The following is a 24,969-nucleotide window of genomic DNA, read 5'->3' on the forward strand; positions in this document are numbered from 1 at the left end:
CGATGCCATATATGACAATTCTTGTCAATAACAAAATCCGGTTATGCCCTATATATATTACTAATTCAGTAATATATTATCCTCCGGCGCTGGTCGGCTGAGAAATATGGTACAATAATCGCGCTCAGGAGAAATACCATGCGATCTCGCGTGAATCAACAGGCCAGAGACGAACTGGTGGAGCTGTGCAAACGTCTCACCCCGAATCAGCGGCTGGCGGCCTTTGCCACGCACTCTCGCCTCATGATGAGCCTGTTCAAATCCGGCGAGCGATATCGCGCCCGGCGTCGACGAGCCCAACACTCTTCCTCTCGGTAATGCTTCCTTCGGGTTCAGGGCAATCATCCCGCTTACTTCTGGAATTGCTATCAGACCTTCGACGCTTGCGCATTCCGTATATGGCCATCGGCGCGACCGCAGCCACGTTCTACGGGGTGATGCGCGCCAGCTTTGACGCGGACGCCGCCCTGGCGATTCAACGCCACGACCCTCGCCTCATCTCCCTTCGAAATCAACTCACCAAAAAGGGGTTGGTCGTCACTCAGCAGGATGGCTCGCCCCGGGATCCCATCGCCACGATGCTCAGAGTCACGGATCGGCACCAGAATCGAGTTGATCTGCTGATCGGCATCCGAGGCATGGATCCGGCCGCGTTTTCAAGAACAGCCCGCGGGTCGCTGGACGGTCATCCGCTGAACATCGTCGGACTGGAAGATTTTGTGGCCATGAAGATCTTTGCCGGCAATCCTCAAGATCTGGAAGACGCCCGCGGCGCGTTGAAGGTCTCCGGAAAGGATGTGGATCTGAAGCTGCTCCGACACCTCACCGCCCGCTACGGCAAGCCCGCCCTCAAAACCCTCGCCTCCCTGCTTAGTCGTGACTAGGTTTTCTTAATTTCTCAAGGCGAGTCTTGACCGTCTGCTCAAAGCCTTGGTCGGTGGGGTCGTAGTACACCGTCTTGGTCGGCACATATTCTTGCTCGACGTAGTGGTCTTTGTAGTCATGGGCGTATTTGTAGCCCACACCGCGGCCGAGCTTCTTAGCACTCTTGTAGCTGGCGTCTTTCAGGCGCGTCGGCACTTCGAGCGTGCGGCCTTCCTTCACATCGCCCATGGCTTTCTCGATGCCAAGATAGGCGGCGTTGGATTTCGGTGCGCACGCCACATAGACCGTCGCCTCGGCCAGCGGAATGCGGCCTTCGGGCATCCCGACAAACTCAAGGGCTTGCATCGCCGCGGTGGCGACGACAAGTGCTTGCGGATCCGCCATGCCCACATCTTCCGCCGCGCAGATCACGATGCGCCGAATGATAAACCGCGGATCTTCTCCGGCGTACAGCATCTTGCCCAGCCAGTAGAGCGCGGCGTTGGGATCTGAGCCGCGCATGGACTTGATGAAGGCCGAGATCGTGTCATAGTGCGCATCCTCGGCTCGATCGTAGACCACGGCTTTCTTTTGGACCGACTCCTCAATCGCCGCCAACGTGAGTGGCGCCGTCCCCTCGGCATCCTTCGGCGTGGTCAGCACGGCCACTTCCAAGGCGCTGAGCGCTCGACGCGCATCCCCGTCGCAGATTGCGGCGAGATGGTCGAGGGCTCGATCGGCGGCGCGCACCTTCATGCCGCCCAATCCGCGCTCGCGATCCTGCAGCGCACGATGCAGAATGGCCAGGATGTCTGACTCGGCCAGCGGCTTCAGCTCGCAGACCAGCGAGCGCGACACCAGGGCCGGCTGCAGCGCAAAGAATGGATTGAACGTGGTCGCCCCGATCAAGATGGGATTGCCCTGCTCCACATCCGGCATCAGCACGTCTTGCTGCGCTTTGTTGAATCGGTGGATTTCGTCGATAAACAAAATGGTTCGCCGGCCGTTCATCGATTGGCGTTTTTTGGCATTCACAATCGCCTTGCGCAGCTCATCCACGCCAGCCGAGGTGGCGTTGAGCGACTCAAAATGCGCCTGGGTCACGTTGGCGATGATGGTGGCCAGGGTGGTCTTGCCGGTGCCAGGCGGGCCGTAGAGGATCAGCGAGGTGATGCGGTCGGCCTCAATCGCGCGCCGCAGCAGCTTGCCTGGGCCCAGTAGATGCGTTTGCCCGACAAAGTCTTCGAGCGTTTGCGGCCGCATCCGTACGGCGAGCGGCTGCGGCGTCTTGGTCGATGTCGAACGCTCGGTTTCGAACAAGTCCATCTCTTCCAATCGATATCAGATATGAAATGGCCATTTCATATCTGATATCGCCTTTCAAAAAGAAAAGCCCCGACGCTGCCGTTAGTTCCGTCGACGCTGAACCCAACCTCAACAGGTGGGTAACTCCTCCGCAGGGGACTTGCGTCCCGGCACCTTCCCGGGCAGGCCTCTCCCGGCAGAAGTCAGCTTCCCGTCAACATGGTGTTGGCTCACGTTAACGGAACGAATCGCGCGCAGCACAGGGCTTCAGCTGCATCCTACCCCTTTGAGAGAAAAACTCAAGTCAAAAAGGGGTCAGACCCCTTTTTAAATGGGGTCTGACCCCTTTTTGCCGATGTTGTGGATGCCGCACTCGGTTTTGTCCTGGCCGGCCCAGCGACCAGACCGCGGATCATGAGGATCGACCGGCTTCTGGGTGCAGGGCCAGCAGCCGATGGACGTGTAGCCTTTCTCCCACAGCGGATGATATGGCAGGTCGTGCTTCGTCATATACTCGTGCAGCTGCTTGGAGCTCCACCCTGCCAGCGGGGCCACTTTCGTCACGCCGTTGCTCAGCGCCTCGACAAATGGGGTGGCCGCGCGCGTTGTGGCATCGCTGCGGGAAATCCCGGTAATCCAGCAGCGCAGATCCTTGAGCATCCGCTCGGTCGTTTCCACTTTATAGGAGCTGCAGCAGAATTCGGGATGGCCGACCGCTTGCCCTTCATGCTCTCTCAGGAACTTGGGCACATCCAGCGCGGTGCCAACGATCTTCAGATTCAGATGAAAGCGTTTCTTGAGCTCCCCCATAAAGACATACGTCTCTTTAAAGAGTAGCCCGGTATCCACGACGCGAATTTCGATCTTCGGATCGGCCTGCAGCGCCATGTGGATGATCCCAGCGCTCTTTGCCCCGAACGACGACGTCAACGCCACCTGCGGACGGAAGGTCTCCACCGCCCACCGAACGATCTCTATCGGGTGTAAGGTTTCAAATCGTTTGTTGAGGCGTGCGATTTCTCGGGGCGTCATGGGAAGCCTTCGCGGTAGGAATCCAGCCGTGCTGCTCCAGGTAGGCGAGGACTTTGGCGAGGCTCTCTTGCTCGCTCTCGCGCTCGGAATCGATGAGAATTTCGGGCTTGAGCGGCGGCTCGTACGGATCAGACACGCCGGTGAAATTCTTGATCTCCCCGGCCAGCGCCTTCTTATACAACCCCTTTACGTCGCGGGCGGTCAGCGCCTCAATGGAGCACTGGACGTAAATCTCCACGAAGCTGCCGATCTGCTGCCGGTTGTAATCGCGGATCTCGCGGTAGGGGGAAATCGCCGCGCTGATCGCAATGACCCCGTTGCGGCTGAGCAGCTTGCAGACATAGCCGATGCGCTTGATGTTGGTGTCGCGATCTTCCTTGCTGAACCCCAACCCCTTGCTCAGGTTGGTGCGCACCTCATCCCCATCGAGAATCTCGACGTTGCAGCCGCGCGCGCGCAGCGCCTTCGCCAGGTGATTCGCCAGCGTTGACTTGCCGGCCCCGGAGAGCCCGGTAAACCATACCGTGACGCCTTTTCGATGCATGGGGATCCTTTCGAGTGTGCGATGATCGACGAACGTCCATTATAGCATCTCGACGGGAAGACGCAACGCTTGCGCTCTGAGGCATTCTTCGCTAGGATGGCAGCACGATATGCGTGGGCGCGCGTTATTCATCCGCTGCTCCATGATGTGGAGGGCGGGTGCCGTGTTCATCCTGCTCCTGGGGAGCGCTCCTTCGCTCCAGGCCCAAGGCGACGAAGCCCAGCGCAGCCAAGCCCCGCAACGCGCCACCGACGCTCAACACACCGCGCAGCGCGCCGCCGAACTCTCCGCCGCCTACCAAGCGCTCGGCCTTGACCATCCGGTGCCGTATCATGAGGTCCTGGCGAATCCTGATGACATCGACTTGAACGTCCGCTTCGCCAAAACGCAGACCGCCGAGGGCGATACGCTGGGCGCGTCGGCGACGCTGGAGCGCATCCTGATGATCCAGCCGCTGCTCGCCCCGGCGCGGCTGTTCTACGCCATGGTGCTGATGCGCCTTGAGCGCTATCCGGAAGCCAAGCAGGAGTTGGCGAGCCTAAACCAGCTTCCCGCGCTTCCGTCGGAGATCCGCGCAACCGTCATCGAGTACCTCCGCGAGGTCAGCAAGCGCGAGCGGCGCACGCAATGGACGAGTACCACCACCGTCGGCTTCCAATACGACCGCAACCGCAACGCGGCTTCCTCCACCAAAGAGCAGCTCTTCGCCGATGCGCGGCTGCCCTTAACCGGCACCTCCCGCCGTCGGCACGACACCAGCCTGCTCGTGGTCCAAGGGCTTGAGGTCGCGCATGACCTCGGCTTCCAGGCCGGGCATGAACTGCTCGGCTCCTTCACCTATTACGACGGCGAGCAGACCCGGGTGAATGATCTGGACTTGCAATCCTTCACCCTGGATACCGGGCCGAAGCTCAAGCTGCCGTGGTGCACGCTGACGGCGCAGGCCGACCTCAACCAGACGACGCTCTCGCGCGAAAGCTACGTGCGCTCCCAAGGCGTGAAGACGCGCCTGGAGCGGCAGCTGACCCCGCGGCTGGCGGCGTTTGCGGCCGGCGATTGGAAGTATGAGAATTTCGACGGGATCAACGAAAGCCAAACGGCGTTCCTGCGCGCCGGAGGGCGCACGACGGTGGCCCTGGGCGGCTCCTACACCCTGACTCCGACGATGAAGCTGGATTCGGACATCCAATATGATCGAAAGAGCGCGAAGGCCGATTTCTACGCGTTCCACGGGCTGACCCTCACCGGCAGCCACACGTGGATCTTGCCCGGCGGCCAGTTCGTGATCAACACGCTGGAGTACGGCTATGACCACTACGATGCGCCGGATTACGCCCTCAGCGCGATGGAGCGGGATGACCGCCACCTCACGGTGCGGGCCACATATGGCATCCCAGTTGGCCTGCTGCTGCCGAAGTGGCAAGCGCTGGAGCCCATCGTCGCGGATCTGACCGCGATCGGCAGCTTCGAGCAAACCCGGTATCTGTCCACAGTGGCCAACTATAGCTACGCGAACTCAAAATTTGATGTTATGATGACCAAGCGGATCGAATTCTGATGATGCGGCGTTTACAGCGCGGCGCGTTGGCGGCAACGGTGATGGCGGCTGCGTCAATCGCCTGGGCAGAGCCTGCGGCGGTAGCGCCCGGCCAAGTCGGCGTGGCTGCGGCGGTGCAAGGGGTCGTCAACGTCACCGCCGGCAACACCGGTCCTGCGCGGCCGGTGCGCAGCGGCCAGGCGATTTTCCTCGGCGATCTTGTCACGACGGAAGCGCAGAGCCGTCTCCAAATCCTGCTGCTGGATCAAACGGTCTTTACGATCGGGCCGGCCAGCGCGATTGCGATCGACGAATTTGTGTACGATCCCTCGACCGACGCCGGCAAGCTCAGCGCCCAGATCACCAAAGGGGTGTTTCGGTTCGTGAGCGGCCGCCTGGCGCACAAAGATCCCAATCAGATGAAAGTGAAGCTGCCTTCAGGCACGATCGGCGTGCGCGGCACATGCGTCACCGGCAGCGTCGAAGGGGATCGAGCCACGGTCGCCCTCGTCAGCCCCGGCGGGCTGACGGTGGATAACGCCGGACGGCAAGTGCAGGTGACGCGCAGCGGGTTTGGGACCACACTCTCAGGCCTGAATGCGCCGCCCAGCGCGCCGTCATCTATCCCCACGGCCGAGCTGACGGCGATGGCCACGTCGTTGACCCCGACGATGCAGATGGGCATGGAGGCGATGCGCCAGCAGATGCAGGCCGATCAACAGGGCGCTGGCCCTGCCGCCGGACAACCTGGAGGGCCTGGCCCTCAAATGCAGCAGCCAGGCCAGCCAACCGAAGGCCAACCGCAAGGTCCTGCCGGCCCAAGTCCCTTCGCTCCCGGCACGGCAGCCCCGGGCCAGTTCCAGCCAGGGACATTTCAGCCAGGCGCGTTCCAGCCTGGCACCTTTCAGCCTGGCATGTTCGGGCCGCAGGGACCGATGGGTCCAATTATAGCGGGCCCAATTCTTTACGGCCCAATTTACGACGTACCACCTCCACAATTTTTCCCACCACCACCAACGCCAATACCGGAACAAACAGCCCAAATCCTCGATGGCATCAGCAAACTCGACCAGCTGCGCCAAATTCAAACCGGCATTTTTCATTTCCAGCGAGCTGTGATCGACGCGTTTCATCAAACGTTCCCGGTCGACCGCCCGGGCCGCCTGGAGGTGTTTCTGGACATCGACTTCGGTGCGCGCACCGTCGGCGGCAACAACTCCCGCCTCATCGTCAAGACCGGCACAGGGGTCAGTCCACCGGACATCGACTCCACCATCACCATCCAAACGCAGTCGTTTGCCTCGGGTATCGGCGATGCGGTCTTCACCGCCTCAGGCGGTGGGTTGAGCGGAACGTTTACGATGTCCAACGCCGGAGGGGTCATCGCCAACCGCCTGAAGGCTGAGGCTGTCTTCGACACCGGCACTGGAGTAGGTGGAAAGCAGGGCTCGGGCACGTTCAACGACATCCAGCGGCAAGACGGGAACTCGCCGCCACCACCGCCACCGCCGTAGGAGAATTGCCGGATGGCTGACCGAGGCCGGATCGTTCGGGTCCGCAAAGGCGACCTCATTATCCAGGAAGGCATGCGCGACATGCGCGCCTACCAGATCATCGCCGGGCGCGTGAAAGTCTACACCACGCACAAGGGGCGCCGCTACGCGCTGGGGCGATTGGGCGTTGGCGAGGCGTTTGGGGAAATCGCGCTGGTCTCAAACGCCCCGCGCATCGCCTCGGTGGTGGCCGAGGAAGACTGCACGCTGCGCGCCATCACGCGGCCGGTGTTTAACCGTCTGCTGCGGCGAAACCCGCGCGCCGTCGTCCCGCTGCTCACAGCGCTCGTTGAGCGCCTGCGCGAGATGAACCGCAAGTATCTCACCGCGCTTGAAGCGCGCGGGGTGCCAAAACCCTCGGCCTATTTCGACGCCGAGGCAAACACCCCATCCCAATCCGCCGGTGGCGGACTCGTCTGATACCGATCGATCCGCTCAAGATACCGCTGATAGAAGACCCGCAAGCGCGTGCGCGGCGTATCGAAGGCCAGGCACTCGTGGATCGCCGCCGCGGCCTCTTCCCACCGCTGGGCTCGATACGCCGAGAGCATCTGCTGGTGCCGCGGCAGCAGCGCGCGGAATCCCTCATCGCGGGCGAAGGTCTCATCGCCGATCAAGCCGAAAATCCTCGTCGGAGCCTGGCGGCCTTTGACGCGGATCAAGTCCAGCTCAACCGTCGCCATCATCGGCACCGCCGTCTGGGTCCCTTCCCCGAGAATCATGTCCAGGCGATACTCTTTGGATTGCCCTTCCAGCCGCGAGGCGAGATTGACCGAATCGCCGAGCACGGAATAGTTGAAGCGCTGCTCAGAGCCCAAGTTGCCGACGACGCATTCCCCGGTATTCACGCCGATGCCGATATGCACGGTGTCAAACGCCTGGCCCCGCTTGGCGTGCTCCTCGGCGAGCTGCTGGTTGAACCGAACGAGCTGCTGGCGCATGCCAAGCGCTGCCAGGCACGCATGGCGGGCATGCTGGGGATCATCCAGCGGCGCATTCCAAAACGCCATCAGGCAATCCCCGACGTATTTGTCGATGGTGCCGTCCTGCGCCATGACTTCGCGCGTCATGGGGGTCAGAAACTGATTGATAAAGCGCGTGATCTCTTCCGCGGTCTGCTGCTCGGCCAAACCGGTGAACCCTCGGATATCCAGAAAGAGCACCGTCATGATCTTGCGCTCTCCGCCCAGCTTCAGCTGCTCAGGATGCTGCGCTAAGCGCTCGACCAGCACGGGGGAGAGATACATGCCGAAGGCCCGCCGCACCTGGCGCCGCTCGGCCTCGGCCCGCATGAAGCCCATCAGCGACGCCACGAGATAAATGCCCAGGGCCGCGAGCGACGGCACCACCGGATCCAGCAGTAGCCCGTGGCGGAGGAACGCGTACCATGAGCCGGCGATGGCCAGGCCGATGGCGCCGGCTCCCAAGCCTGCGCACCACAGCGCCCCGGCCCGCGGCAACAGCAGCATGAGTGCGAGGCCCAGCGCGATCAAGAAGCAGATTTCCGCCCCGTCGGCCCAATCCGGCCGCTGCAGCCACTGGCGCGTGAGCATCTGCTCGGCGAGCTGCGCATGCACGGAGACCCCGGCCGCCGACGGATTGAGCGGGGTCGCCCGCAAATCTTTCAACCCGGCAGCGCTCGTGCCGACAAACACGATGCACGATGTCAGCGCATCAGCCGGAAACTCCTCGGAAAAGATCTTCCATGCCGGGATGGTGCGCGCCGGGACCTCCTCGGTGTAATACACCCACGCCCGGCCTTGCGCATCGGTCGGCACGACCAGCGATCCCACCTTCAGGCTCACGATCCCGGTGCGAGCCCCCAAGCTGCGCTCCCCGCTTCCCCCGGATGATTTGATCCCGTAACTCGATGCGCCCTGATAGACCCGGAGCGCTTCCAGCACTAGCGACGGATACAGCGCGTCGCCGAACCGCAGCACGAGCGGCACGCGCCGCGTCATGCCGTCAGGCTCCGGCGTCATCGTAAAGTGGCCGTTGCCGGCGGCGGCGGCTTCCAGCGCCGGCAAATTGACGACCGCGCCTTGGTAGGACGCGACGAAGGCAACCGGATCCTCGCCGGCGAACGCAAAGCCTGCTTTGGCCGCGGGCGGGCGGGCGGAGGGTGTGGGGTCTGACGTCAGCGTAAAGCCGGTGACGACTTGCGCGCGCGCGATCGCTTGGGCGAGTACTCGATCGTGATCCGGCAGCCGCGCGATTTCGGCGCGCAGCAACGGCGAGGCCTCTTTCGATGACCACTGCGGCAGCAGGCGAGACGGCGAGGTGCGATCCGGCTCGGCGAAGACGGCATCAAACGCAATGGGAGCCGCCCCCAGGGCGGTGAGGCGGTCGACGAGCGCCGCCACCTGGGTCCTGGGCCAGGGCCATTGGCCCAGCCGGGTAAGCGTTTCGTCGTCGACATCGATGATGCGAACCGGAACGGGCTGGTACGCCCGCGGATGCATGCGCTGGAAGGCATCGAAGATGCGCGCGCGGATTTCGTCAAGGGCTGGGGGATTGAGCACGCGAAGGCCCACCGCCAGCACGAAGACGGCGGCGGGAATCGCGCGGGCGGCGGCGTTAGAAATACGGCTGAAAGAGCTGCTCCAATTCATTCAGCAGATGTCGATCGAGTTCAAACTCAATCACGTTGGCCCCGGCGTCCAGCCGCACGATCGCGTTGAGGCTGGCGTCTTCAATGTCCACCTTGGTCAACCGCTTGAAAAAATGGTTGTTGACCGTCTGGACCTCGCGGTAAAACTCGGCCAGCTGTTTCAGCGGCCAGTCGGCGGGCTGGCCCTTGAGGCTGCGCAGGTATTGCCCTAGCAGGTACATCGAGAGCACGCGGTAGCGCGTTTCATCGATAGTGGAAAACGGCAGGTGGAAGCGCACCATCGGCTTGAGCTTCGCCATCACCGGGCAGCCGCTGGTCACCATGTGGATGCCGAGGAGCGAGCTGATCCCCTCCTGCAGCGAGGTCTGCTTGGCGTGCTGCCGCTCAGGTGTTTCCACCACGACGGTCACCCGCTCAATCGACAGCGACTGCTTGAACGCGCTGATGAGCTCGACGACGCTGACCGCGGCCGGACACTGGGGCGACTCTGCTTCGCGCAGCGGGCAGTTAGGGCATTGCTGAAAGGACAGGCGGGTCCAGGCCGGCAGCGGAGCTGGCGAGGCCGGAGGGATCCACGCCAGTGTTGCTGGATCCAAACGGACGGTAAACGCGCGCTCGGTGTGATCGGGAAAGATGAAGCGGTAGTGAAAGGTGATCGCCGGTTCGGAAGACGCCTCCATCAGGCGATGACTAACCCATCGGCTGCGGCGCGCGTATCAGGAAACTGCTTGCGCGCCGCCGCGACGATCGAATCAATCATCTCATCCGAATGGCCGGGGTCGTGGGAGGTCAGCAGGAGTTCCTTCACGCCGGCCTCCTTGGCCACCGCCACCGCGTGCTCCCACGTGCTATGCCCCCATCCTCGACGAGCAGGCAGCTCCTCCGGCGTAAACTGCGCATCATGCAGCAGCACGTCGGCCCCGCGGCAGAACTTGATGAGCGCAGCGTCTCCTGCGGGATCTCCGTGCTCGCGGTCCGTGGCAATGACGAGCACGCGGCTCGGAGTGCTCAGCCGATACGCCACGCAGCCTTGCGGGTGGCGCACCGGCAGCGTTGTGATGCTCACCCCGTCAAGCCCATAGGCCTCGCCATGGCGCAGCCGCAAATCCTCAAAGCGCACCGCCGACCGATCGCGCAACAGCGGCAGCGGCCAAAATGGATGGTCCATGAGCAGGCTCACATGGCGCTGCCACTCCGGCAGCTGCGACGGATCCGCCATGAGGGTCACCTGCGCCTTGGAGTTCAGCAGCGGCTTAAACGCGGGCAGGCCGATCAGGTGATCGAGGTGGATATGCGTAAAGAGGATCGTCGTGGGAGGCGGAACCCGATGCGCCGCGAGCGCATCGCCGAGATCCGCGATGCCGGTGCCGGCGTCGACGATGATGAAGCCGCGGGAGGTCTCAAGGCTGAAACACGAGGTGCGCCCGCCATAGCGGGCAAAGGAGGTGCCAGCCACCGGATAGCTGCCGCGCGCCCCATGCACCGTGAATTTCATCAGCGTTATCGTCGCACAGCGCCGAGGTGTTGCGCAAGGGCTTGAGCAACGCGCTGATGCAGGGCGTCAACCTCGTCAGCGGCCAGCGTCCGCGCAGGATCATGGTACGCAATCGAAAATGTCAGGCTGTATTTACCCGACGGCACCTGGGCGCCTCGGTCGTAGCGATCGATCAATTCCACCTGGGAGGCGGCCGGCCCGGCCGCCTGCTGAATGACTCGCGCAGCCTCCGCATAGGCGACCGATACATCGAGCAGAAAGGAGATGTCCCGCTTCGCCGCCGGGATACTCGATGGCGCCATCACCCGCCGGTCGGTTGCGCGCGCAACGCCTAAGAGGTCGGCGTCGCATTCGGCGAACCACGCATCATGTTTGACATCAAGTGCTGCAAGAATCCGCGGGGCGATTTTTCCTGCCGCGCCGAGCCGCCGCTCACCGAGGAGAACCGTCGCGCTCTGCCCGGCCTCCGCCCACGGATGCGGCTGGACCGTGAGATGGATCGGCTGCTGGGTGGCGCGCCCCGCGATAGCCTCCAGCAGCCCCTTTAGGAGAAAGAAGTCGCTAGGCTGCGCTTTCATCGACCAATCCCGCAGCCATGTCCCGGAGATGAGCAGCCCCAGCTGCGTGCGCTCAGCTGAGGCTTCCGGCGGCACGACCGCCCCAAGCTCGAAGAAGCGAATACTTGATGCCCCATGGGTCACATTGTGCCGGAGGGCTTGCAACAACCCCATCAACAGCGATGGACGGACGTACGCATGGTCTTGGCTGAGCGGATTGCTCACCCGCGCCGCACTCGTGGGTGAGATGCCGCACCGGGTCAGGGCTTGCTCGGAGAGCAAGGACCAGGTTTTGGCCTCGCACAATCCCAGGCTCGCACAGAGGCGTTGCAGTTCGTGTCGTTGGGCATATGTTGCCGAGCCTGCACGCCGCGCAGGAAATGACCCGGTGGGCACGGTGGCGGGAATGCGCTCATAGCCCATTAACCGGGCGAGCTCTTCGTGAAGATCAACCTCGTGGGTCACATCTCGTCGAAACGACGGCACCGTCACGCGAACCGTCTCGCTTGATCCGGATGACGCCACCAAGCATCCCAGGCGTGCGAGGTGCGTTCGAATCTCCGACGATGACACCGGCACCCCCAGCCGTTGCTTGACTCGTCTTCCATCCATCACAATCACGGTGCGCGCGGCTGGTCCCTGGCCAACGTCAATGACGCGGCACTCCTCGCCGCCGGCGAGCTCTTGAATCAGCCCGGAGGCGCGCGCCGAGGCGGTGGCGACACCCACGGGATCAACACCCCGCTCAAACCGGTACGACGATTCGCTCGTCAGCCCTAGCCGCCGTCCGGTGCGTCGGATGGAGATCGGATCAAAGAGCGCGCTCTCCAGCAACACCGTCGTTGTCTGCGGGGTGACTTCGCTTCCCATGCCTCCCATAATACCGGCGACGGCAACCGCCTGTTTCGCATCGGCGATGACGAGGGTCTCCGGAGTTACGGTCCGCTTGAGGCCATCCAAGGTCGTGATCGACTCATTCGCTCGCGCGGCCCGCACCAGAATTGTGCCGCCGGATAGCTTGGCGAAATCAAACGCGTGCAGCGGTTGGCCGTATTCAAAGAGCACGTAGTTGGTAATATCGACGACGTTATTGATCGGCCGCGCGCCGCAGGCGATGAGGCGCTTCTGCATCCACTCCGGCGATGGTTTGATCGTCACCCCGTCGATGAGCCGCCCAATGTAGCGCTGGCAATGTTTCTTATCCTCAATGAGGATCTTGGCTAGGAGCTGAGAGCTAGGAGCGGAGCGCCGCCTAACACCTTTTTTGCTTCCAGCTCCCAGCTCCCCCGGCCCGACCCGAGCCGGGGCGGGCCAGCTCTTAGCCGACGGAAGTTTTAGTCTTTGCCCAGTAATTGCTGCCACTTCTCTCGCAATCCCGATGATCGACAAACAATCCGGCCGATTCGGCGTGACCTCGATATCAAACACTGGCTGCCCGTCGACGTCGTGGATGGCCACGACTTCCAGCCCGGCCATCGTCAGCCGCTCCGCCAGCGCCTCGGGCTTGAGCCGAATAGTTACGCACTCTTTCAACCATTCCAGCGGGATTTTCATGACGACTTCTTTGCACTTAAGAAAACCAGCATAGCTGTAACCATCGCTGGAAAAAAGAACAGCGTCAACCAGCCTACCAGGACACCGGCTTCGAGATATTCCAGAACCCTTACGATGCCATCGAATTCAAAAGGAACCAAGAGACCAGCTGCTGCAAAAATACGCCAAGAACTGTTACCAGACCGCCACTTGAAGGCTCGCCTCACTATGACAAGCATCCAAACCAACACTGCCGTCAAGATGAGCGCATAAGGTGTGGAAGTCAAAAAGGCCCATTCAATCTGCCCCCTGGGACCAAACTTGGGATCAACATTGTGAAACAAATAGACGCTGACGCGCTCTTTGCCAATCAGGGCTGACCAGGTCGCAAGAAAAAAAGCTCCTGCGCGTTTCCCATCGACGGTCATCAAAACTGCTCCAGGAATCGTAGATCGTTTTCGAAAAAGAGTCGGCTGTCGGTGATGCGATATGGCAACATCGTCAGGACGCTCCGCCGGCACGTGGTGCGCCTTTGAGATGATGGATCGTCAGGTACTCCTCGGCGGTGTAGAGCGGGATGGTGGCTTGCCGGTAATCCCGCTTATTGCGCGTGACGAGCCCGTCCATTTTGTGCACCACGGCTGAGTAATACTGAATGGCGTCCTCGAAATCGCTAAACTCCTCGGCCGAGAGCGCTCGATCAATAATCTGCTCATCGAGGGTCACGACACGGACAATGAGTCGAAGCTTTCGGACATGCTGGATGGCTGCGGCTTTGGTCATCGCACGCCGCAAGACGTAATGGAGATTCGCGACCGTCAAGGGGGACATGGCTCCACGAACGACCCCGGCTTCCACGAGACTTAACAATTCTGCGGCGGGCGTATGGTGCGGGGCACGAGCCAACAGCAGATCCAGCAGGATATCCGTGTCAAAAAAGAGGCTGGTCATCTGGCGTATTTCTTTGCCAAATGCTCCGCATACGCCTCCCTCCATCGGCGCGCCGCCTTCGCCGTGGTGACTCCGGACAACTCACGCACCAGCGGCGTGAGACGCTCCGATGGCGGCCAAGATTTCGACCCCAGCGCCTGAAAATAATCTTCCACGATCCGAGAGAGGCTGATGTGGTAAGAATGCGCGTAGCGCTTCGCGCGCTGAATCGCCGACCCATCAAGTTTCAAGGTAAGTTTCGTGTTCATCGCAACCTCTTTTGTACGTCTAAATTATACTTTATTTGGACGTACTCTGCAACATTCAAAACTGTTCGAGGAAGCGTAGATCGTTTTCGAAGAAGAGGCGGATGTCGGTGATGCCGAGTTTGAGCATCGCGATCCGTTCGACTCCCATGCCAAACGCAAAGCCTTGCACCTTGTTGGCGTCATAGCCGACCGCCTTGAACACATTCGGATGCACCATGCCGCAGCCCATGATCTCAAGCCAGCCTTTGCGGCCGCACGTCGAGCATCCCTTCCCTTCGCACGAGGAGCACGCGATGTCGACCTCGGCGGAGGGCTCGGTGAATGGGAAAAAGTGCGGACGAAATCGCGTCTTGGTCTTCGGCCCGAAGAGCCCTTGCAGAAACCGCTCCAACACCCCTTTGAGATCCGCAAACGAGGTCCGGTCATCCACCATCAAGCCCTCAACTTGATGAAACATGAAGCTGTGGCTGGGGTCGAGCGGATCCGGCCGAAACACTTTCCCAGGTACCACGACCCGCAGCGGCGGCTGGCGTTGCTCCATCACGCGCACCTGCACCGGCGAGGTGTGGCTGCGCAAGAGCAGCCGGCCTTTCTTCGGCTCCGGTGACGGAAGATCAACGAAGAATGTATCGAAGGATTCGCGAGACGGATGATCGCGGGGGATATTGAGCGCATCGAAGTTATAATATTCAAACTCCATCTCCGGCCCTTCGATGATGTCAAAGCCGAGTGGGATGAATTGGTCAAGGATGGAATGCAAGGTTTGGGTGATGGGGTGGAGCCGTCCGAGGGCCACGGCCCGCCCTGGCAGCGAAACGTCGATGCTAGGGCCCTGGCGGGTCGCGGCGAACATCTCGCGGCGCGCGATCAGGGCAGACTCGAGGGACGTTTTGAGGTGGTTCGCGCGCTTGCCGACGTCAACCCGCTGCTCCGATGAGAGCTGCGGAATGGACTTCATGATCTCCGCCAGCCGGCTCTTGCGGCCGAGGTAGGTGATGCGAACTTTCTCCAGCTCTTCGGGTGACGTCGCGCGCTCAACACGCCCGGCGGCTTCACTCAAGAGCTGCTCAAGTTCCTGCGCCGTGTCCATGCTCAAAAAGTCAAAAAGCAAAAAGTGTCAGACACTTTTGGCCTTCCAGAAGTGTCAGGCACTTTTTGAAGGCGGGAAGCGTCTGACACTTTTAGTTGGCGGTCGCCTGTGCTACGAGTTGGTCAAAGGCCGACACGTCGTGGATCGCCAGCTCGGCAAGTTGTTTGCGATTGAGCCTCACATTCGCCTTGCGAAAGGAGGACATCAACCGACTGTACGTCAAGCCCCGGGCGCGCGCCGCCGCGTTGATCCGGATCACCCACAGGTTGCGGAACTCGCGCTTCTTCACCTTGTTGTCGCGGGTACGGTAGGCCTTGGCCCGCATGACGGTCTCTTTGACCTTCAACAGATGCAAGCGACGCCCGCCGCGGTAGCCTTTCGCTTGTTTCAGGAGTTTCTTTCGCCGCCGTCGAGACGCGACGGCCCATTTCACTTTTGCCATTTCCCCCTCCTATCGAGAATGATTACACAGATTATGAAAACGATTACACCGATTAAGACATCCACAGACTTATCTGTGTAATCATCTTTCCATAATCCGTGTAATCACATATATGGAATTAAGGATCTCACCTGGCGCTCATCCGGACGCGATAGCACGCGTTGTTTCCGCAGCTTCCGCTTGATCTTCGCCGGACGTGTGCCGAGCAGATGCCGACGGCCCGGGCGGAATCCGACCAGCTTGCCGGTGCCGGTGACCTTGATGCGATCTTTCACGCCTTTGACGGTCTTCAATTTAGGCATGCGCCACTCCTTCCTGTCCCGTCGCGCTCGCCGGCGATGCGGTGCTTGTGCTGTGCGTCGCCGCGACCTTGGTGGCGCGCTCGGCCTGCGATTTTTGGCGCGCGAGCTGCTGCTCGTATCGCTTGACCTTTTCGCGATCCGGCCCGAAGACCATGGTCATGAACCGGCCTTCCAGCGACGGCGTGCGCTCCACCCTGCTGATCAATTTCAGATCATCGACGAGCCGATCCAAAATGCGCCGGCCCACTTGGGTGTGGGCGAGCTCGCGGCCGCGGTACACCATCGTAACCTTGGCCTGGTCGCCGCGCAGCAGGAACTTTTTGAGCATATTCAGCTTCACTTGATAATCATGCTGCTCGATGTGCGGCTTGAATTTGACCTCTTTCAGCTTCGCGATGTGGTGTTTCTTTTTGGCCTCGCGCTCCCGGCGCTGCTCTTCATACCGAAACTTGTTGAAATTCATGATCCGGCAGACCGGCGGGGATACTTGCGGGGCCACTTCGACAAGATCCAGCTCCTGCTCGCGTGCTAGGCGAATCGCATCGGCCGGTAACATCACGCCAAGCTGGGCGCCATCTGCGCCGATCACGCGCACCTGAGGTACGCGGATGCGTTCATTGACTCGTAACTGTCTCAGCCCTTCTCCTCCTCTGTCAGCCGCTAGGTAGTGGCGCGGCTTGCGTTTTCTTGACTCACCCGCTGCACGAAGGCCTCCAAGGCCATCGCGCCCACATCGCCTCCCCGGCGGTGGCGCACGGCCACGCTGCGGGCTTCGGCTTCCCGTCCGCCGACGACCGCCATGTAGGGGATCTGCTGCAGTTGGGCATCTCGGATCTTCGCTTGCATCTTCTCGCTGCGGTCATCGCACGTCGCGCGCAGCCCGAGCGTTCGCAACGCGGCCTCAACCTCGCGGGCATACGGCAGCACGGCGTCGGTGATGGGCACGACCACCGCCTGCACCGGCGAGAGCCACACGGGCAGTGCTCCGGCATAATGCTCCAGCAGCACGCCGAAAAACCGCTCCAGGCTACCCAGGAGGGCTCGGTGAATCATGATCGTCCGATGCGCCTTGCCGTCGTCGGCTTGATACGTCAGATCAAACCGCTCCGGCAGCGCAAAATCGCATTGGATCGTGCCGCATTGCCAGCTGCGTCCGATCGCATCCTTGATTTTGATGTCAATCTTTGGGCCGTAAAACGCCCCTTCCCCTTCGTGCACCGCAAACGACAGGCCGCGACTCGTCATGGCCTCGCGCAGGGCGGCTTCGGCGCGCTCCCACAGGGCCGCCTCGCCGATGAATTTCTCAGGGCGCGTGGAGAGCTCGATTTCGTACTCGGCAAATCCAAAGGTCTTCAAGATCTCGAACTCAAACTCGAGCACGCGCTGGATTTCTTCCACCAGCTGATCCTCGCGCAAAAAGATGTGCGCATCATCCTGCGTAAACCCTCGCACGCGCATCAACCCATGCAGCACGCCGGATTTCTCATTGCGGTACACCGTGCCCAGCTCAAAGAACCGGATGGGCAGCTCGCGATAGCTGCGCAGTTTCGACCGATAGATGAGGATATGCCCCGGGCAGTTCATGGGTTTAATGCCAAAGGGCTGCTCCTCCGCCTCAAACAAAAAGATGTACTCTTTGTAATACTCCAGGTGCCCGGATTGTTTCCAGATGTCCGTCCGGAAGATGTGCGGGGTCGCGACGAGCTCGTAGCCGCGCTCCAGGTGCCGCCGGCGGATTTCATCCTCGATGATCGCCCGCACCCTGGCACCCTTCGGATGATAAAACACCACGCCAGGGCCGGCAAGCTCTTCAAAGCTAAAGAGGTCAAGCTCCGTACCGAGCCGACGGTGGTCGCGCCGCTTGGCCTCTTCGAGGCGCTTCACATAGTCATCAAGTTGCTGCTTGGTGGGAAACGCCGTGCCGTAGATGCGCTGCAGCATCGGTCGCTTCTCATCCCCGCGCCAATACGCGCCGGCCAGACTGAGGAGCTTAAACGCCTTGACCTCGCTGGTGGATGGCACATGCGGGCCTTCGCACAGATCCACAAATTCTCCGTCGGTGTAGAAAGAAACCTGCGCGTCAGGGATCCCCTCGACGATTTCGACCTTATACGTTTCGCCCTGGCGCTTGAATTGCTCGATAGCCTCGGCTTTCTTCAGATACGACCGCTGAAACGCATGGTTTTCTTTGACGATCTTGGCCATCTCGGCTTCAATCTTCGCCAAATCCTCATCGGTGAGCTTCACCGGAAGATCCAGATCATAATAAAATCCGTCTTCAATCGGCGGCCCGATAGCCAGCTTCACCTGCGGCCCATACAGCCGCCGCACCGCCTGCGCCATCACATGCGCGGCCGAGTGCCGCAGCGCATACAGCGGATCGTTTGCTTTTAATTTATCAGCCTGCCCTGCGTGAGCCATGGATTACCGAGTAACGTTTAACGTGAAACGTGTAACGTTAGGCTCCTCGAGAGAGCCAGGAATCGTCCCGTGTGAACCTGGGGCCGCCCTGATAAGTCTCCGCAACTCGGCATCGCACCGTTTGGCGGTCCAGCGTGGATGCTGCGCACGAATGGAGGCACGCGCGAGCGCAATGGAAAGCTCGGTTAACTGAGTGCCAATTGTGACACTCTCAGCACCACTCAGGTAGCTAAACAACCTCAGGACTTTCGGGGTTCTCGGCAACTCAATAGTTACAAGAGGCATACGGTGTTGCTCCACTAATTGTTTGGCATAGTCCAGGCGAGATTAAAGCGGTCCAACGTATCGTCCGTCAACAAGCCATGTAAGTCGCCCAGAGAGCCATCAGCCAGGAAGTCTCCGTGCCGTCGCCACGTCGTCCAAGGGATCTCCTTGCTCTGTGACTCCATGAGTAAATAGCTCGCGTACGCTGCCATGGCACGATCGAACCACTGTTTAAACTTTGAGCTGTGGAATTCGAGGATGGCCAGTCCATAAGGCGACCATTGCTTGTGAGCCTTGCTTCTCTTATCTGTATGACGATACATATGGACTCGGTTGAGCGGAAGCTTCAACATTCGGCTCTAGTATCGTCTTGCGGTCGATAGTGCGAAGCGTTTATGGACTCTCACATAGACACTGAGGCGATTCTCATCAGCATGGCATACTTCTCTCAAGAACTTGATGAACACTTGAAGCATCCGGCTGTCAAGGTTACCGATTTTCGTACCATGCTTGTACGTCTTATCCCCCTCGGCCCAATACAGCAAGAAGCCGGCGGCCAATAGTTCTCGTTGAGCTGATGTCAATGTACTGGGAATTGTGAACGGATCCCCATCGGGATTAAGTTTCACATAGGCGCTTTCACTCCACGACCGCCTTGGAATTCTGTGCTTTTTCAGCCAATACAGAACGGTTGCATGAGTGATGCTCAGCTCGCTGGCGATCTCCATCATCGACAACCGTCGCTGACAGTACAGTCTCTTCAATTCTATCTTATTCATGTGTAAACCTGGGCGATAGTGGGCTCGAACCACTGACCTCCACGATGTCAACGTGGCGCTCTAACCGACTGAGCTAATCGCCCCTGATCTAAAACTGCCAGCGAATGGCACCACATTCGCCACACGCCAATAACCGTCGATGGCAATAGAGTGCGATAATGCCAGGAAAAATCCCACAGAAAAATAGCAGGATGATCGCCCAGACCGGAATCACTTGCTTCGCCTCAGCGGTGTTCCCGCACGTGCACTTGGCCATCGGTTGAGATTACAACGGGTTCGCCTTAATAACCACTCGCATGGTGTTACGAACCGTGTCTTCCATATCTTTACTTCCGTACGATGCGATGATAAACGTGCTGCCTTTCACCATCGCCATATAATAGAATGGGGTTGGTTTTTGGGGTCCCGATCCGAGCGGCCCGTGACGCTGCACAACAATCCGATACGCCGTAGTTCCTCCGAAGCGCTCCTCGTGTACGCTCTCCAATTGATGCGGCATTACGGCAATATCTCTATTGCCTAAATCAAGTAATGACGGCACGAAATCGCCCTTATGATATTTTCCGGCAACAATCTTTTCGAATCGGTTATGAGGCGTCGCGCTGATATGACTTTCATATAGTGCCCATCGGTCTTTCATCCCCTTCACTGGCCCATGTTGCAGCTCGGCCTCGAAAATTCCCTTCCACACAGCCTCCTCACCCAAGAAATGCATTTCTTGTTCTTTTGCGTCGTCAGGAAGATAAAGAGAAAAATCAAACGGGCGTAGTCCCTGAGTTGTTAAACAGGCGTTTTGCGGTGCTTGGGCCGCGTCCCTAAAATGTCGCAGATGGATTTTGCATCGTTCCCTGGTGAGTGGTTTTTTTCGCTCCTCTTGGTCGATCTGCCATCGTGGGGTGCTTGGGGCTCTGGCTTGTGGCTTTCCGAGGTATTTCAACGATGCCAGGATAGGCTCGACGGCGTCTGTATTACTGCCCACTGTCAAGGTGAGAAGACCGTCGAAAAAAATATCGTAACTAAATTTTAGATCACTCTGCGTCCACTTGTTCTTCGGGAAACGCGATTGATCTAGTTTTAGTACCTGAGCTCCTTGAATGAGCTGATAAGGCTCTAGAATCTGCTGTCTTCCCTCAAGAAACTCGCTATACCCGCTTCGCTTATCCTGTGCTCTATCCCAAATATCAAGCCGCACCTCACATGCTGAACGCGAAGAACATCCAAAAAAATGTAGAAACGGCTCTTCGTCATCTGCCGGAACATACCAGCCAGGCGGAATGGTGAGCTCAATCCCCATCGTGGTGTTGCGATACACCGTTTCTGTGCTTGTTGTGAAGTCAGGCTGGGGAAGTTGCGAGGTGTCAGCCCGGGCAAGACCGAAGATTCCTCCTGTTATGGCAATGATTTCTATAACACGAATCAAGAAACCTGGCGTGCGTTGGTGATTCATGGGTCTAACTCCTTGCCTCCAATTTCGGATCTCATGTGCTCTGCGTGCTGAGCACTCAGCCCTCGAATCCCACTCGTCGTGCAAAATCGTCTGCGCATCTAATTTCAATCGCACTATTCGAATTCATGCCGGGGGTGGGATTCGAACCCACATGTCCCTTTCGAGACAACGGGTTTTAAGCCCGTCGTGTAAACCGTTCCACCACCCCGGCATATCGGTTGCAAATTCTTCAGCGACTAATCCTGCTGTAGGATCAGGCTTATCATCGGGGCCTCTTATCGGTCGTGGATATGTATGCACATAACTCCAATTTCGCCAGCAATGGGAATTATTTACGGTCTTGCTCTTCCTCCAACCCACAGAAATTGATGCGCATTCAAGGGCTAACTTCATTTTTCTCTCAAGCGCTAACGCTCCAGCGTAATAGCATTCGCTTAAAATCACCTTGGCGGCCAATTTTCCAAATTTGAGCGTGTACATGGGATGCCGTCGACCTGTTTCGTCCACGTATTTGTGAATTTTCCCTTTGACATGCCAGAGTCGCTGTGTCGTCCCCTGTAACCACACGATAAATGGTTGTGAGGCGCCGTAAATTCTTACAACCCACTGCTCCCGACCATTCGTTGGGTGCGTCCAGTGGCGAATGTTTCCGTCTCCATCAATTACTCCACGGAGAAAATGGTGAAACCACTTATCAGGGATACTGAGAGGACCGAGGGTCAAAGATTTCCGTGGCGTTAAACCAAGGCTAAGTAGTTTCTCATATAAGTTTTTATTGCTGATCTGTAGACGATATGCAAAGTGACCACTGCCTCCCCAAGATTTGGTCGCGCCGCAAGTAAGATGAGCGTGGTGTTTCAATTTCATAAGATATCGACGATCTTTGGCAACAATTGTCACATGTCGACCGTCCGAGCTAAGACAGCCGTCGGATGCGACCACCCCAACCAAATACCAAAACACATGATCGGGACACTCGAAGGGTTTTAGTTTGGGTCCTCTATTTCCCATTCTAGCTCACTTATTCACTGCTCATGCCAGCGCGGTGTCAGGCACCTCACGGCGCCAGACACCGCGAGAAGAAGGCGACGACCGGATTCGAACCGGTGAATAGCGGTTTTGCAGACCGCCGCCTTGGACCACTTGGCTACGTCGCCGCATCCCCCATTCACCCTGAACCCAACGTGGTTCAGGGCAAAGACACCTCGGCCGCACACCGAGCGCATACGCATGGGAAGGAGAATTAGGTGTTCACCCCGCCCCAGAAAAAGTCATCGTGTTAGTGCACCGCACATGCCTGGGGCGGGGTTCACGGTTTTTTGCCGTGGGACTCAAAACCGACTTGGCCACCGACGTACAGGATGTTCACCCCATCCGGGTGATTGCCATCCTTATCCTTGGCCAGAGCCTCGGTGGATTTGCTGGCGGGAGACAATCCTGACGTGTACTCATAGTCGCCGCCGCCCGGTGAGGCCGGCACGGCATTTTTTGACGACGGGCACTTAAAGACCGCGAGATCGTCGATGTACTGGTCGTGCAATTGATCCAGCGAGTCGGGAAATTGCTCGTTGTGATCATCGCGATACGCAGAAATCGCGTAAAAAATCTGTTTCAGGTTATTCTGGCACTTCGCCCGCCGCCCCTTCTCGCGGATCTTCATGGTCGCCGGGGCTAAGAAACCGATGAGGATGCCGATGATGGCAATCACCACCAGCAGCTCAATCAGCGTAAAACCCTGCGCGCTACGGTGTTGGGATCGCTTACGCCACATTCGCATGGTTGTGTTGACCGTACCAAAGTGCTTCGATTTTGTCAAGGAGCACGCCGGCTGCGCGGCGCTTCGAAATTCGCCCGAGCGCCCTGACGGCGACCGACCGCTCCAGCAGCCACGCCCGGATTTTGGTTCGCCCAAACGGCGCTGCCGGACCCCGCTGAGCCGCTGATGGCCTGGCCACGTGTTGCGCGAGTATGAGATCGAGATCTTTGGTGCGCGCTTTTTCGCGCGCGCGCGCGGCCACCCGATCGGTTTCTACCGCAAACCCAACGCGCAGCTGCCCGTGGCACCGCGGCAGCCGTGCAATGATGTCGGGGGTGGCTTCCAGTATCAATGCGCCGTGCGCTCGCCGCTTTAGTTTGTGCCTCGCCCGCCGCGCCGGGCGAAAATCCGCCACGGCCGCAGCCATGATCACCACGTCGGCCGCTCGCGCATGGGCGCGGAGGGCTCGCTCCATCTCGATTGCCTGCTCGACCGCGATGCGCCGCACCCTAAGCGGCAGCGGCTCGCTGATCGGTCCATGGATCACGGTGACCCGGTGCCCGCGCCGCAAGGCCTCCGACGCCAACGCGGCTCCCATCGCGCCGGTCGAATAGTTAGACATGAACCGCACAGGATCAATCGGCTCGCGCGTGGGGCCCGCCGTCATCACCACTCGAAGGGGACGCCGAGAACTCCCCATGCCGGCCTAGCGTTTCTTGGTGGTGCGCTTGCGGCGTGTTGTACTCGACCGGGCGGGTGTTGCCGCGGCGGCCGGGGCTGCAGAGCCGACCGGCACCCACTGCTTCACGGCGCGCACAATTTCCTCGAGCTCGGCTAGATGCCCGATCGCCTCGTAGCCGCAGGCCAGTTTCCCCACATCTGGGCCGATGAATCGCACCCCGAGGCGCTTGAGCGTTGTGACATTCCGCTGCACCGAGGGATGCTGCCACATGTGCACATTCATTGCGGGCGCAAACAAAATCTTCGATTTCGTCGCGAGCAGCAAACAGGAGAGGAGGTCATCCGCGAGGCCGCTCGCAAATTTGCCGATGATGTTGGCCGTCGCTGGAGCGACAAGGATCAATTTCGAGCGATCGGCCAGCGTCGTATGCACGATCTGCGTCGTCTGCAGGTCGAAGAGTTCCGTGTAGACTTTGCGCTCGGAGAGCGCTTGCAGCGTCAGCGGCGCGATGAACTGCGTGGCCCGATGCGTCAGCACGCATGTCACCCCATAGCCGGCATCCCGCAGCTGCCGCGTCAAGTCGCCTGCCTTGTAGGCTCCGATCGATCCCGTGACGCCAAGGACGATTTCCGGACCGCCTGCTAGTGTGGTCATCCGACGGCTACTCCTTCTTCTTTTTCCGCTTGCTCGATTTGTCGTCCTCGATCGGCCTGTACAACACCTTGCCCTGCAAGATCTCCTCCAAGGCGATGGAGGTGACTTTGCGAGGCGCTTGCTCCACCAACGCCGGAGCGCCCTCGGAAATCTCCTTCGCGCGGCGAGACGCGAGAATCACCAGCTTATAGACGCTGCTGCACCGCTTCAGCAATTCTTCAATCGGCACATGGGCCATGCGCTCACGACTCCCTTCCGTTGATTCGTCCTGCGTTTCGAATGATCGCCCGCACGTGCGCCACGGCCGCCTCAAGGCGGTCGTTGATCACCACGTGGTCGTACCAGGACGCGCACGCCAGCTCCCTCTGGGCCGCGGCCAAGCGTTCCTGAACGGCTTCCCGGTCTTCGGTGCTGCGCCGCAGCAGGCGCTGCCGCAACTTTCGCATGGAGGGGGGCTTGAGAAAAATCAAAACCGCTCGCCGCCCCAGCAGCCGCCGGATCTTGCGCGCGCCCTGCACGTCGATGCTGAGAACGGCGCTCTGCCCTTGGGCGAGCGCGCTCAGCAGCGGCCGCTTCGGCGTGCCGTACCACGCGCCGTGCACGCGCGCCCATTCCATCAGCGCCCCCTGGCGCCGCATCCGCGCAAAGACGCTCGGCGAAATAAACCGATAATCCCGCCCGGTGCGCTCCCCCGGCCGAGGCGCTCTCGTCGTCACCGACACCGAGCGCGCCAGCACGGGCATCCGGCGCAGGAGACGCTTGACCACCGTCGTCTTGCCGCCGCCCGAAGGGCTTGAGATGACAAAGACTTTACCTGGATGGTGGATGGTGGATGGCGGATCGTGGATTGTTGGAGGCTCGAACAGTGGTAAGAGTCGCCCACCATCCACCATCCACCATCC

26 protein-coding genes, 3 tRNA genes and 1 other RNA gene are annotated in these 24,969 nt (G+C 59.9%); 5 read left to right on the forward strand and 25 right to left on the reverse strand.

Annotated features, from left to right (window positions below; all coding sequences use genetic code 11):
- Positions 1–138: 138 nt before the first annotated feature.
- Both HY737_01870 and HY737_01875 read left to right on the forward strand, forming a co-directional pair.
- Entirely contained in the window at positions 139–318 is a 180-nt protein-coding gene (locus HY737_01870) for a hypothetical protein (protein MBI4597138.1), read from the forward strand.
- A gap of 65 nt (positions 319–383) precedes the next feature.
- On the forward strand, positions 384–884 hold the full coding sequence (locus HY737_01875) for a hypothetical protein (protein ID MBI4597139.1): 501 nt from the start codon (positions 384–386) through the stop codon (positions 882–884).
- Here the strand turns inward: HY737_01875 and HY737_01880 are convergent.
- The 4 genes from HY737_01880 to cysC form a co-directional block, all read right to left on the reverse strand.
- Positions 871–2,190 (reverse strand): replication-associated recombination protein A, encoded by a 1,320-nt coding sequence (locus HY737_01880; protein MBI4597140.1) that lies wholly within the window; start codon positions 2,188–2,190, stop codon positions 871–873. The two genes, HY737_01875 and HY737_01880, sit on opposite strands and share 14 nt — an antisense overlap.
- A gap of 62 nt (positions 2,191–2,252) precedes the next feature.
- Positions 2,253–2,438, reverse strand: a non-coding RNA gene (gene ssrS / locus HY737_01885) — 6S RNA.
- Between the two features lie 58 nt (positions 2,439–2,496).
- Positions 2,497–3,201: a phosphoadenylyl-sulfate reductase gene (locus HY737_01890; protein MBI4597141.1), complete on the reverse strand. Its 705-nt coding sequence runs from the start codon at positions 3,199–3,201 to the stop codon at positions 2,497–2,499.
- Entirely contained in the window at positions 3,161–3,745 is a 585-nt protein-coding gene (cysC, locus tag HY737_01895; protein ID MBI4597142.1) for an adenylyl-sulfate kinase, read from the reverse strand. The genes HY737_01890 and cysC overlap by 41 nt, the downstream gene beginning before the upstream one ends.
- A gap of 142 nt (positions 3,746–3,887) precedes the next feature.
- Here cysC and HY737_01900 point away from each other — a divergent pair, with 142 nt between their 5' ends.
- From HY737_01900 to HY737_01910, 3 genes are read left to right on the forward strand one after another with little or no spacing between them, the layout of a single operon-like run.
- Complete coding sequence (locus HY737_01900) at positions 3,888–5,303, forward strand: hypothetical protein (GenBank protein ID MBI4597143.1); 1,416 nt, start codon at positions 3,888–3,890, stop codon at positions 5,301–5,303.
- Positions 5,303–6,796 carry a FecR domain-containing protein gene (locus HY737_01905; protein ID MBI4597144.1) on the forward strand — a complete coding sequence of 498 codons (1,494 nt, stop codon included), beginning with the start codon at positions 5,303–5,305 and terminating at the stop codon, positions 6,794–6,796. The genes HY737_01900 and HY737_01905 overlap by 1 nt, the downstream gene beginning before the upstream one ends.
- A gap of 12 nt (positions 6,797–6,808) precedes the next feature.
- Complete coding sequence (locus HY737_01910) at positions 6,809–7,255, forward strand: cyclic nucleotide-binding domain-containing protein (protein ID MBI4597145.1); 447 nt, start codon at positions 6,809–6,811, stop codon at positions 7,253–7,255.
- Here HY737_01910 and HY737_01915 read toward each other — a convergent pair.
- The 21 genes from HY737_01915 to gmk form a co-directional block, all read right to left on the reverse strand.
- Positions 7,198–9,447 (reverse strand): adenylate/guanylate cyclase domain-containing protein, encoded by a 2,250-nt coding sequence (locus HY737_01915; protein MBI4597146.1) that lies wholly within the window; start codon positions 9,445–9,447, stop codon positions 7,198–7,200. The two genes, HY737_01910 and HY737_01915, sit on opposite strands and share 58 nt — an antisense overlap.
- Entirely contained in the window at positions 9,413–10,126 is a 714-nt protein-coding gene (locus HY737_01920) for a hypothetical protein (protein MBI4597147.1), read from the reverse strand. The genes HY737_01915 and HY737_01920 overlap by 35 nt, the downstream gene beginning before the upstream one ends.
- Entirely contained in the window at positions 10,126–10,941 is an 816-nt protein-coding gene (locus HY737_01925) for an MBL fold metallo-hydrolase (GenBank protein MBI4597148.1), read from the reverse strand. The genes HY737_01920 and HY737_01925 overlap by 1 nt, the downstream gene beginning before the upstream one ends.
- 5 nt (positions 10,942–10,946) lie before the next feature.
- Complete coding sequence (locus tag HY737_01930) at positions 10,947–13,052, reverse strand: phenylalanine--tRNA ligase subunit beta (GenBank protein MBI4597149.1); 2,106 nt, start codon at positions 13,050–13,052, stop codon at positions 10,947–10,949.
- On the reverse strand, positions 13,049–13,459 hold the full coding sequence (locus tag HY737_01935; GenBank protein MBI4597150.1) for a hypothetical protein: 411 nt from the start codon (positions 13,457–13,459) through the stop codon (positions 13,049–13,051). Before HY737_01935 ends, HY737_01930 begins: the two co-directional genes overlap by 4 nt.
- A 73-nt stretch (positions 13,460–13,532) precedes the next feature.
- A complete protein-coding gene (locus HY737_01940; GenBank protein ID MBI4597151.1) occupies positions 13,533–13,982 on the reverse strand; it encodes a PIN domain-containing protein in 450 nt (149 codons plus the stop codon).
- Positions 13,979–14,230 carry a hypothetical protein gene (locus HY737_01945; protein ID MBI4597152.1) on the reverse strand — a complete coding sequence of 84 codons (252 nt, stop codon included), beginning with the start codon at positions 14,228–14,230 and terminating at the stop codon, positions 13,979–13,981. The genes HY737_01940 and HY737_01945 overlap by 4 nt, the downstream gene beginning before the upstream one ends.
- Before the next feature lie 55 nt (positions 14,231–14,285).
- Positions 14,286–15,320: a phenylalanine--tRNA ligase subunit alpha gene (pheS, locus tag HY737_01950; protein ID MBI4597153.1), complete on the reverse strand. Its 1,035-nt coding sequence runs from the start codon at positions 15,318–15,320 to the stop codon at positions 14,286–14,288.
- A gap of 91 nt (positions 15,321–15,411) precedes the next feature.
- The gene (rplT, locus tag HY737_01955) at positions 15,412–15,762 is read right to left on the reverse strand and encodes a 50S ribosomal protein L20 (GenBank protein MBI4597154.1); all 351 of its coding nucleotides are present in this window, start codon (positions 15,760–15,762) and stop codon (positions 15,412–15,414) included.
- 104 nt (positions 15,763–15,866) lie between these two features.
- Positions 15,867–16,064, reverse strand: coding sequence for a 50S ribosomal protein L35 (gene rpmI / locus HY737_01960; GenBank protein ID MBI4597155.1), 198 nt, complete (start codon positions 16,062–16,064; stop codon positions 15,867–15,869).
- Positions 16,057–16,701, reverse strand: a complete 645-nt coding sequence (locus tag HY737_01965; protein MBI4597156.1) for a translation initiation factor IF-3 — start codon at positions 16,699–16,701, stop codon at positions 16,057–16,059. Before HY737_01965 ends, rpmI begins: the two co-directional genes overlap by 8 nt.
- 23 nt (positions 16,702–16,724) lie before the next feature.
- A complete protein-coding gene (thrS, locus tag HY737_01970; GenBank protein ID MBI4597157.1) occupies positions 16,725–18,485 on the reverse strand; it encodes a threonine--tRNA ligase in 1,761 nt (586 codons plus the stop codon).
- A gap of 1,052 nt (positions 18,486–19,537) precedes the next feature.
- Positions 19,538–19,611 (reverse strand) — tRNA-Val (locus HY737_01975).
- A gap of 182 nt (positions 19,612–19,793) precedes the next feature.
- Positions 19,794–20,975, reverse strand: coding sequence for a hypothetical protein (locus tag HY737_01980; GenBank protein ID MBI4597158.1), 1,182 nt, complete (start codon positions 20,973–20,975; stop codon positions 19,794–19,796).
- 126 nt (positions 20,976–21,101) lie between these two features.
- Positions 21,102–21,186: transfer RNA gene (locus HY737_01985), tRNA-Leu, on the reverse strand.
- An 872-nt stretch (positions 21,187–22,058) separates the two neighbouring features.
- A tRNA-Cys gene (locus HY737_01990) sits at positions 22,059–22,132 on the reverse strand.
- A gap of 152 nt (positions 22,133–22,284) precedes the next feature.
- Positions 22,285–22,752 (reverse strand): type II secretion system protein, encoded by a 468-nt coding sequence (locus tag HY737_01995; GenBank protein MBI4597159.1) that lies wholly within the window; start codon positions 22,750–22,752, stop codon positions 22,285–22,287.
- Positions 22,736–23,398 carry a phosphopantothenoylcysteine decarboxylase gene (locus tag HY737_02000; protein MBI4597160.1) on the reverse strand — a complete coding sequence of 221 codons (663 nt, stop codon included), beginning with the start codon at positions 23,396–23,398 and terminating at the stop codon, positions 22,736–22,738. Before HY737_02000 ends, HY737_01995 begins: the two co-directional genes overlap by 17 nt.
- A gap of 39 nt (positions 23,399–23,437) precedes the next feature.
- Entirely contained in the window at positions 23,438–24,067 is a 630-nt protein-coding gene (locus HY737_02005; GenBank protein MBI4597161.1) for a hypothetical protein, read from the reverse strand.
- Positions 24,068–24,074: 7 nt separating this feature from the next.
- Positions 24,075–24,305, reverse strand: a complete 231-nt coding sequence (gene rpoZ / locus HY737_02010) for a DNA-directed RNA polymerase subunit omega (protein MBI4597162.1) — start codon at positions 24,303–24,305, stop codon at positions 24,075–24,077.
- A 4-nt stretch (positions 24,306–24,309) separates the two neighbouring features.
- Entirely contained in the window at positions 24,310–24,960 is a 651-nt protein-coding gene (gmk, locus tag HY737_02015; protein MBI4597163.1) for a guanylate kinase, read from the reverse strand.
- Positions 24,961–24,969 lie beyond the last annotated feature (9 nt).

The sequence above is a fragment of the Candidatus Omnitrophota bacterium genome, from assembly GCA_016209275.1.
GTDB lineage: Bacteria > Omnitrophota > Gorgyraeia > Aquiviventales > Aquiviventaceae > JACQWM01.

Bases quoted from the DNA above. Each gene is read 5' to 3' on its own strand.
- HY737_01870 (MBI4597138.1), top strand. From the start codon at position 139: ATGCGATCTCGCGTGAATCAACAGGCCAGAGACGAACTGGTGGAGCTG.
- HY737_01880 (MBI4597140.1), bottom strand. From the start codon at position 2,190: ATGGACTTGTTCGAAACCGAGCGTTCGACATCGACCAAGACGCCGCAG.
- HY737_01890 (MBI4597141.1), bottom strand. From the start codon at position 3,201: ATGACGCCCCGAGAAATCGCACGCCTCAACAAACGATTTGAAACCTTA.
- cysC (MBI4597142.1), bottom strand. From the start codon at position 3,745: ATGCATCGAAAAGGCGTCACGGTATGGTTTACCGGGCTCTCCGGGGCC.
- HY737_01900 (MBI4597143.1), top strand. From the start codon at position 3,888: ATGATGTGGAGGGCGGGTGCCGTGTTCATCCTGCTCCTGGGGAGCGCT.
- HY737_01905 (MBI4597144.1), top strand. From the start codon at position 5,303: ATGATGCGGCGTTTACAGCGCGGCGCGTTGGCGGCAACGGTGATGGCG.
- HY737_01910 (MBI4597145.1), top strand. From the start codon at position 6,809: ATGGCTGACCGAGGCCGGATCGTTCGGGTCCGCAAAGGCGACCTCATT.
- HY737_01915 (MBI4597146.1), bottom strand. From the start codon at position 9,447: ATGAATTGGAGCAGCTCTTTCAGCCGTATTTCTAACGCCGCCGCCCGC.
- HY737_01920 (MBI4597147.1), bottom strand. From the start codon at position 10,126: ATGGAGGCGTCTTCCGAACCGGCGATCACCTTTCACTACCGCTTCATC.
- HY737_01925 (MBI4597148.1), bottom strand. From the start codon at position 10,941: ATGAAATTCACGGTGCATGGGGCGCGCGGCAGCTATCCGGTGGCTGGC.
- HY737_01930 (MBI4597149.1), bottom strand. From the start codon at position 13,052: ATGAAAATCCCGCTGGAATGGTTGAAAGAGTGCGTAACTATTCGGCTC.
- HY737_01935 (MBI4597150.1), bottom strand. From the start codon at position 13,459: ATGACCGTCGATGGGAAACGCGCAGGAGCTTTTTTTCTTGCGACCTGG.
- HY737_01940 (MBI4597151.1), bottom strand. From the start codon at position 13,982: ATGACCAGCCTCTTTTTTGACACGGATATCCTGCTGGATCTGCTGTTG.
- HY737_01945 (MBI4597152.1), bottom strand. From the start codon at position 14,230: ATGAACACGAAACTTACCTTGAAACTTGATGGGTCGGCGATTCAGCGC.
- pheS (MBI4597153.1), bottom strand. From the start codon at position 15,320: ATGGACACGGCGCAGGAACTTGAGCAGCTCTTGAGTGAAGCCGCCGGG.
- rplT (MBI4597154.1), bottom strand. From the start codon at position 15,762: ATGGCAAAAGTGAAATGGGCCGTCGCGTCTCGACGGCGGCGAAAGAAA.
- rpmI (MBI4597155.1), bottom strand. From the start codon at position 16,064: ATGCCTAAATTGAAGACCGTCAAAGGCGTGAAAGATCGCATCAAGGTC.
- thrS (MBI4597157.1), bottom strand. From the start codon at position 18,485: ATGGCTCACGCAGGGCAGGCTGATAAATTAAAAGCAAACGATCCGCTG.
- HY737_01980 (MBI4597158.1), bottom strand. From the start codon at position 20,975: ATGAATCACCAACGCACGCCAGGTTTCTTGATTCGTGTTATAGAAATC.
- HY737_01995 (MBI4597159.1), bottom strand. From the start codon at position 22,752: ATGCGAATGTGGCGTAAGCGATCCCAACACCGTAGCGCGCAGGGTTTT.
- HY737_02000 (MBI4597160.1), bottom strand. From the start codon at position 23,398: ATGACGGCGGGCCCCACGCGCGAGCCGATTGATCCTGTGCGGTTCATG.
- HY737_02005 (MBI4597161.1), bottom strand. From the start codon at position 24,067: ATGACCACACTAGCAGGCGGTCCGGAAATCGTCCTTGGCGTCACGGGA.
- rpoZ (MBI4597162.1), bottom strand. From the start codon at position 24,305: ATGGCCCATGTGCCGATTGAAGAATTGCTGAAGCGGTGCAGCAGCGTC.
- gmk (MBI4597163.1), bottom strand. From the start codon at position 24,960: ATGGTGGATGGTGGGCGACTCTTACCACTGTTCGAGCCTCCAACAATC.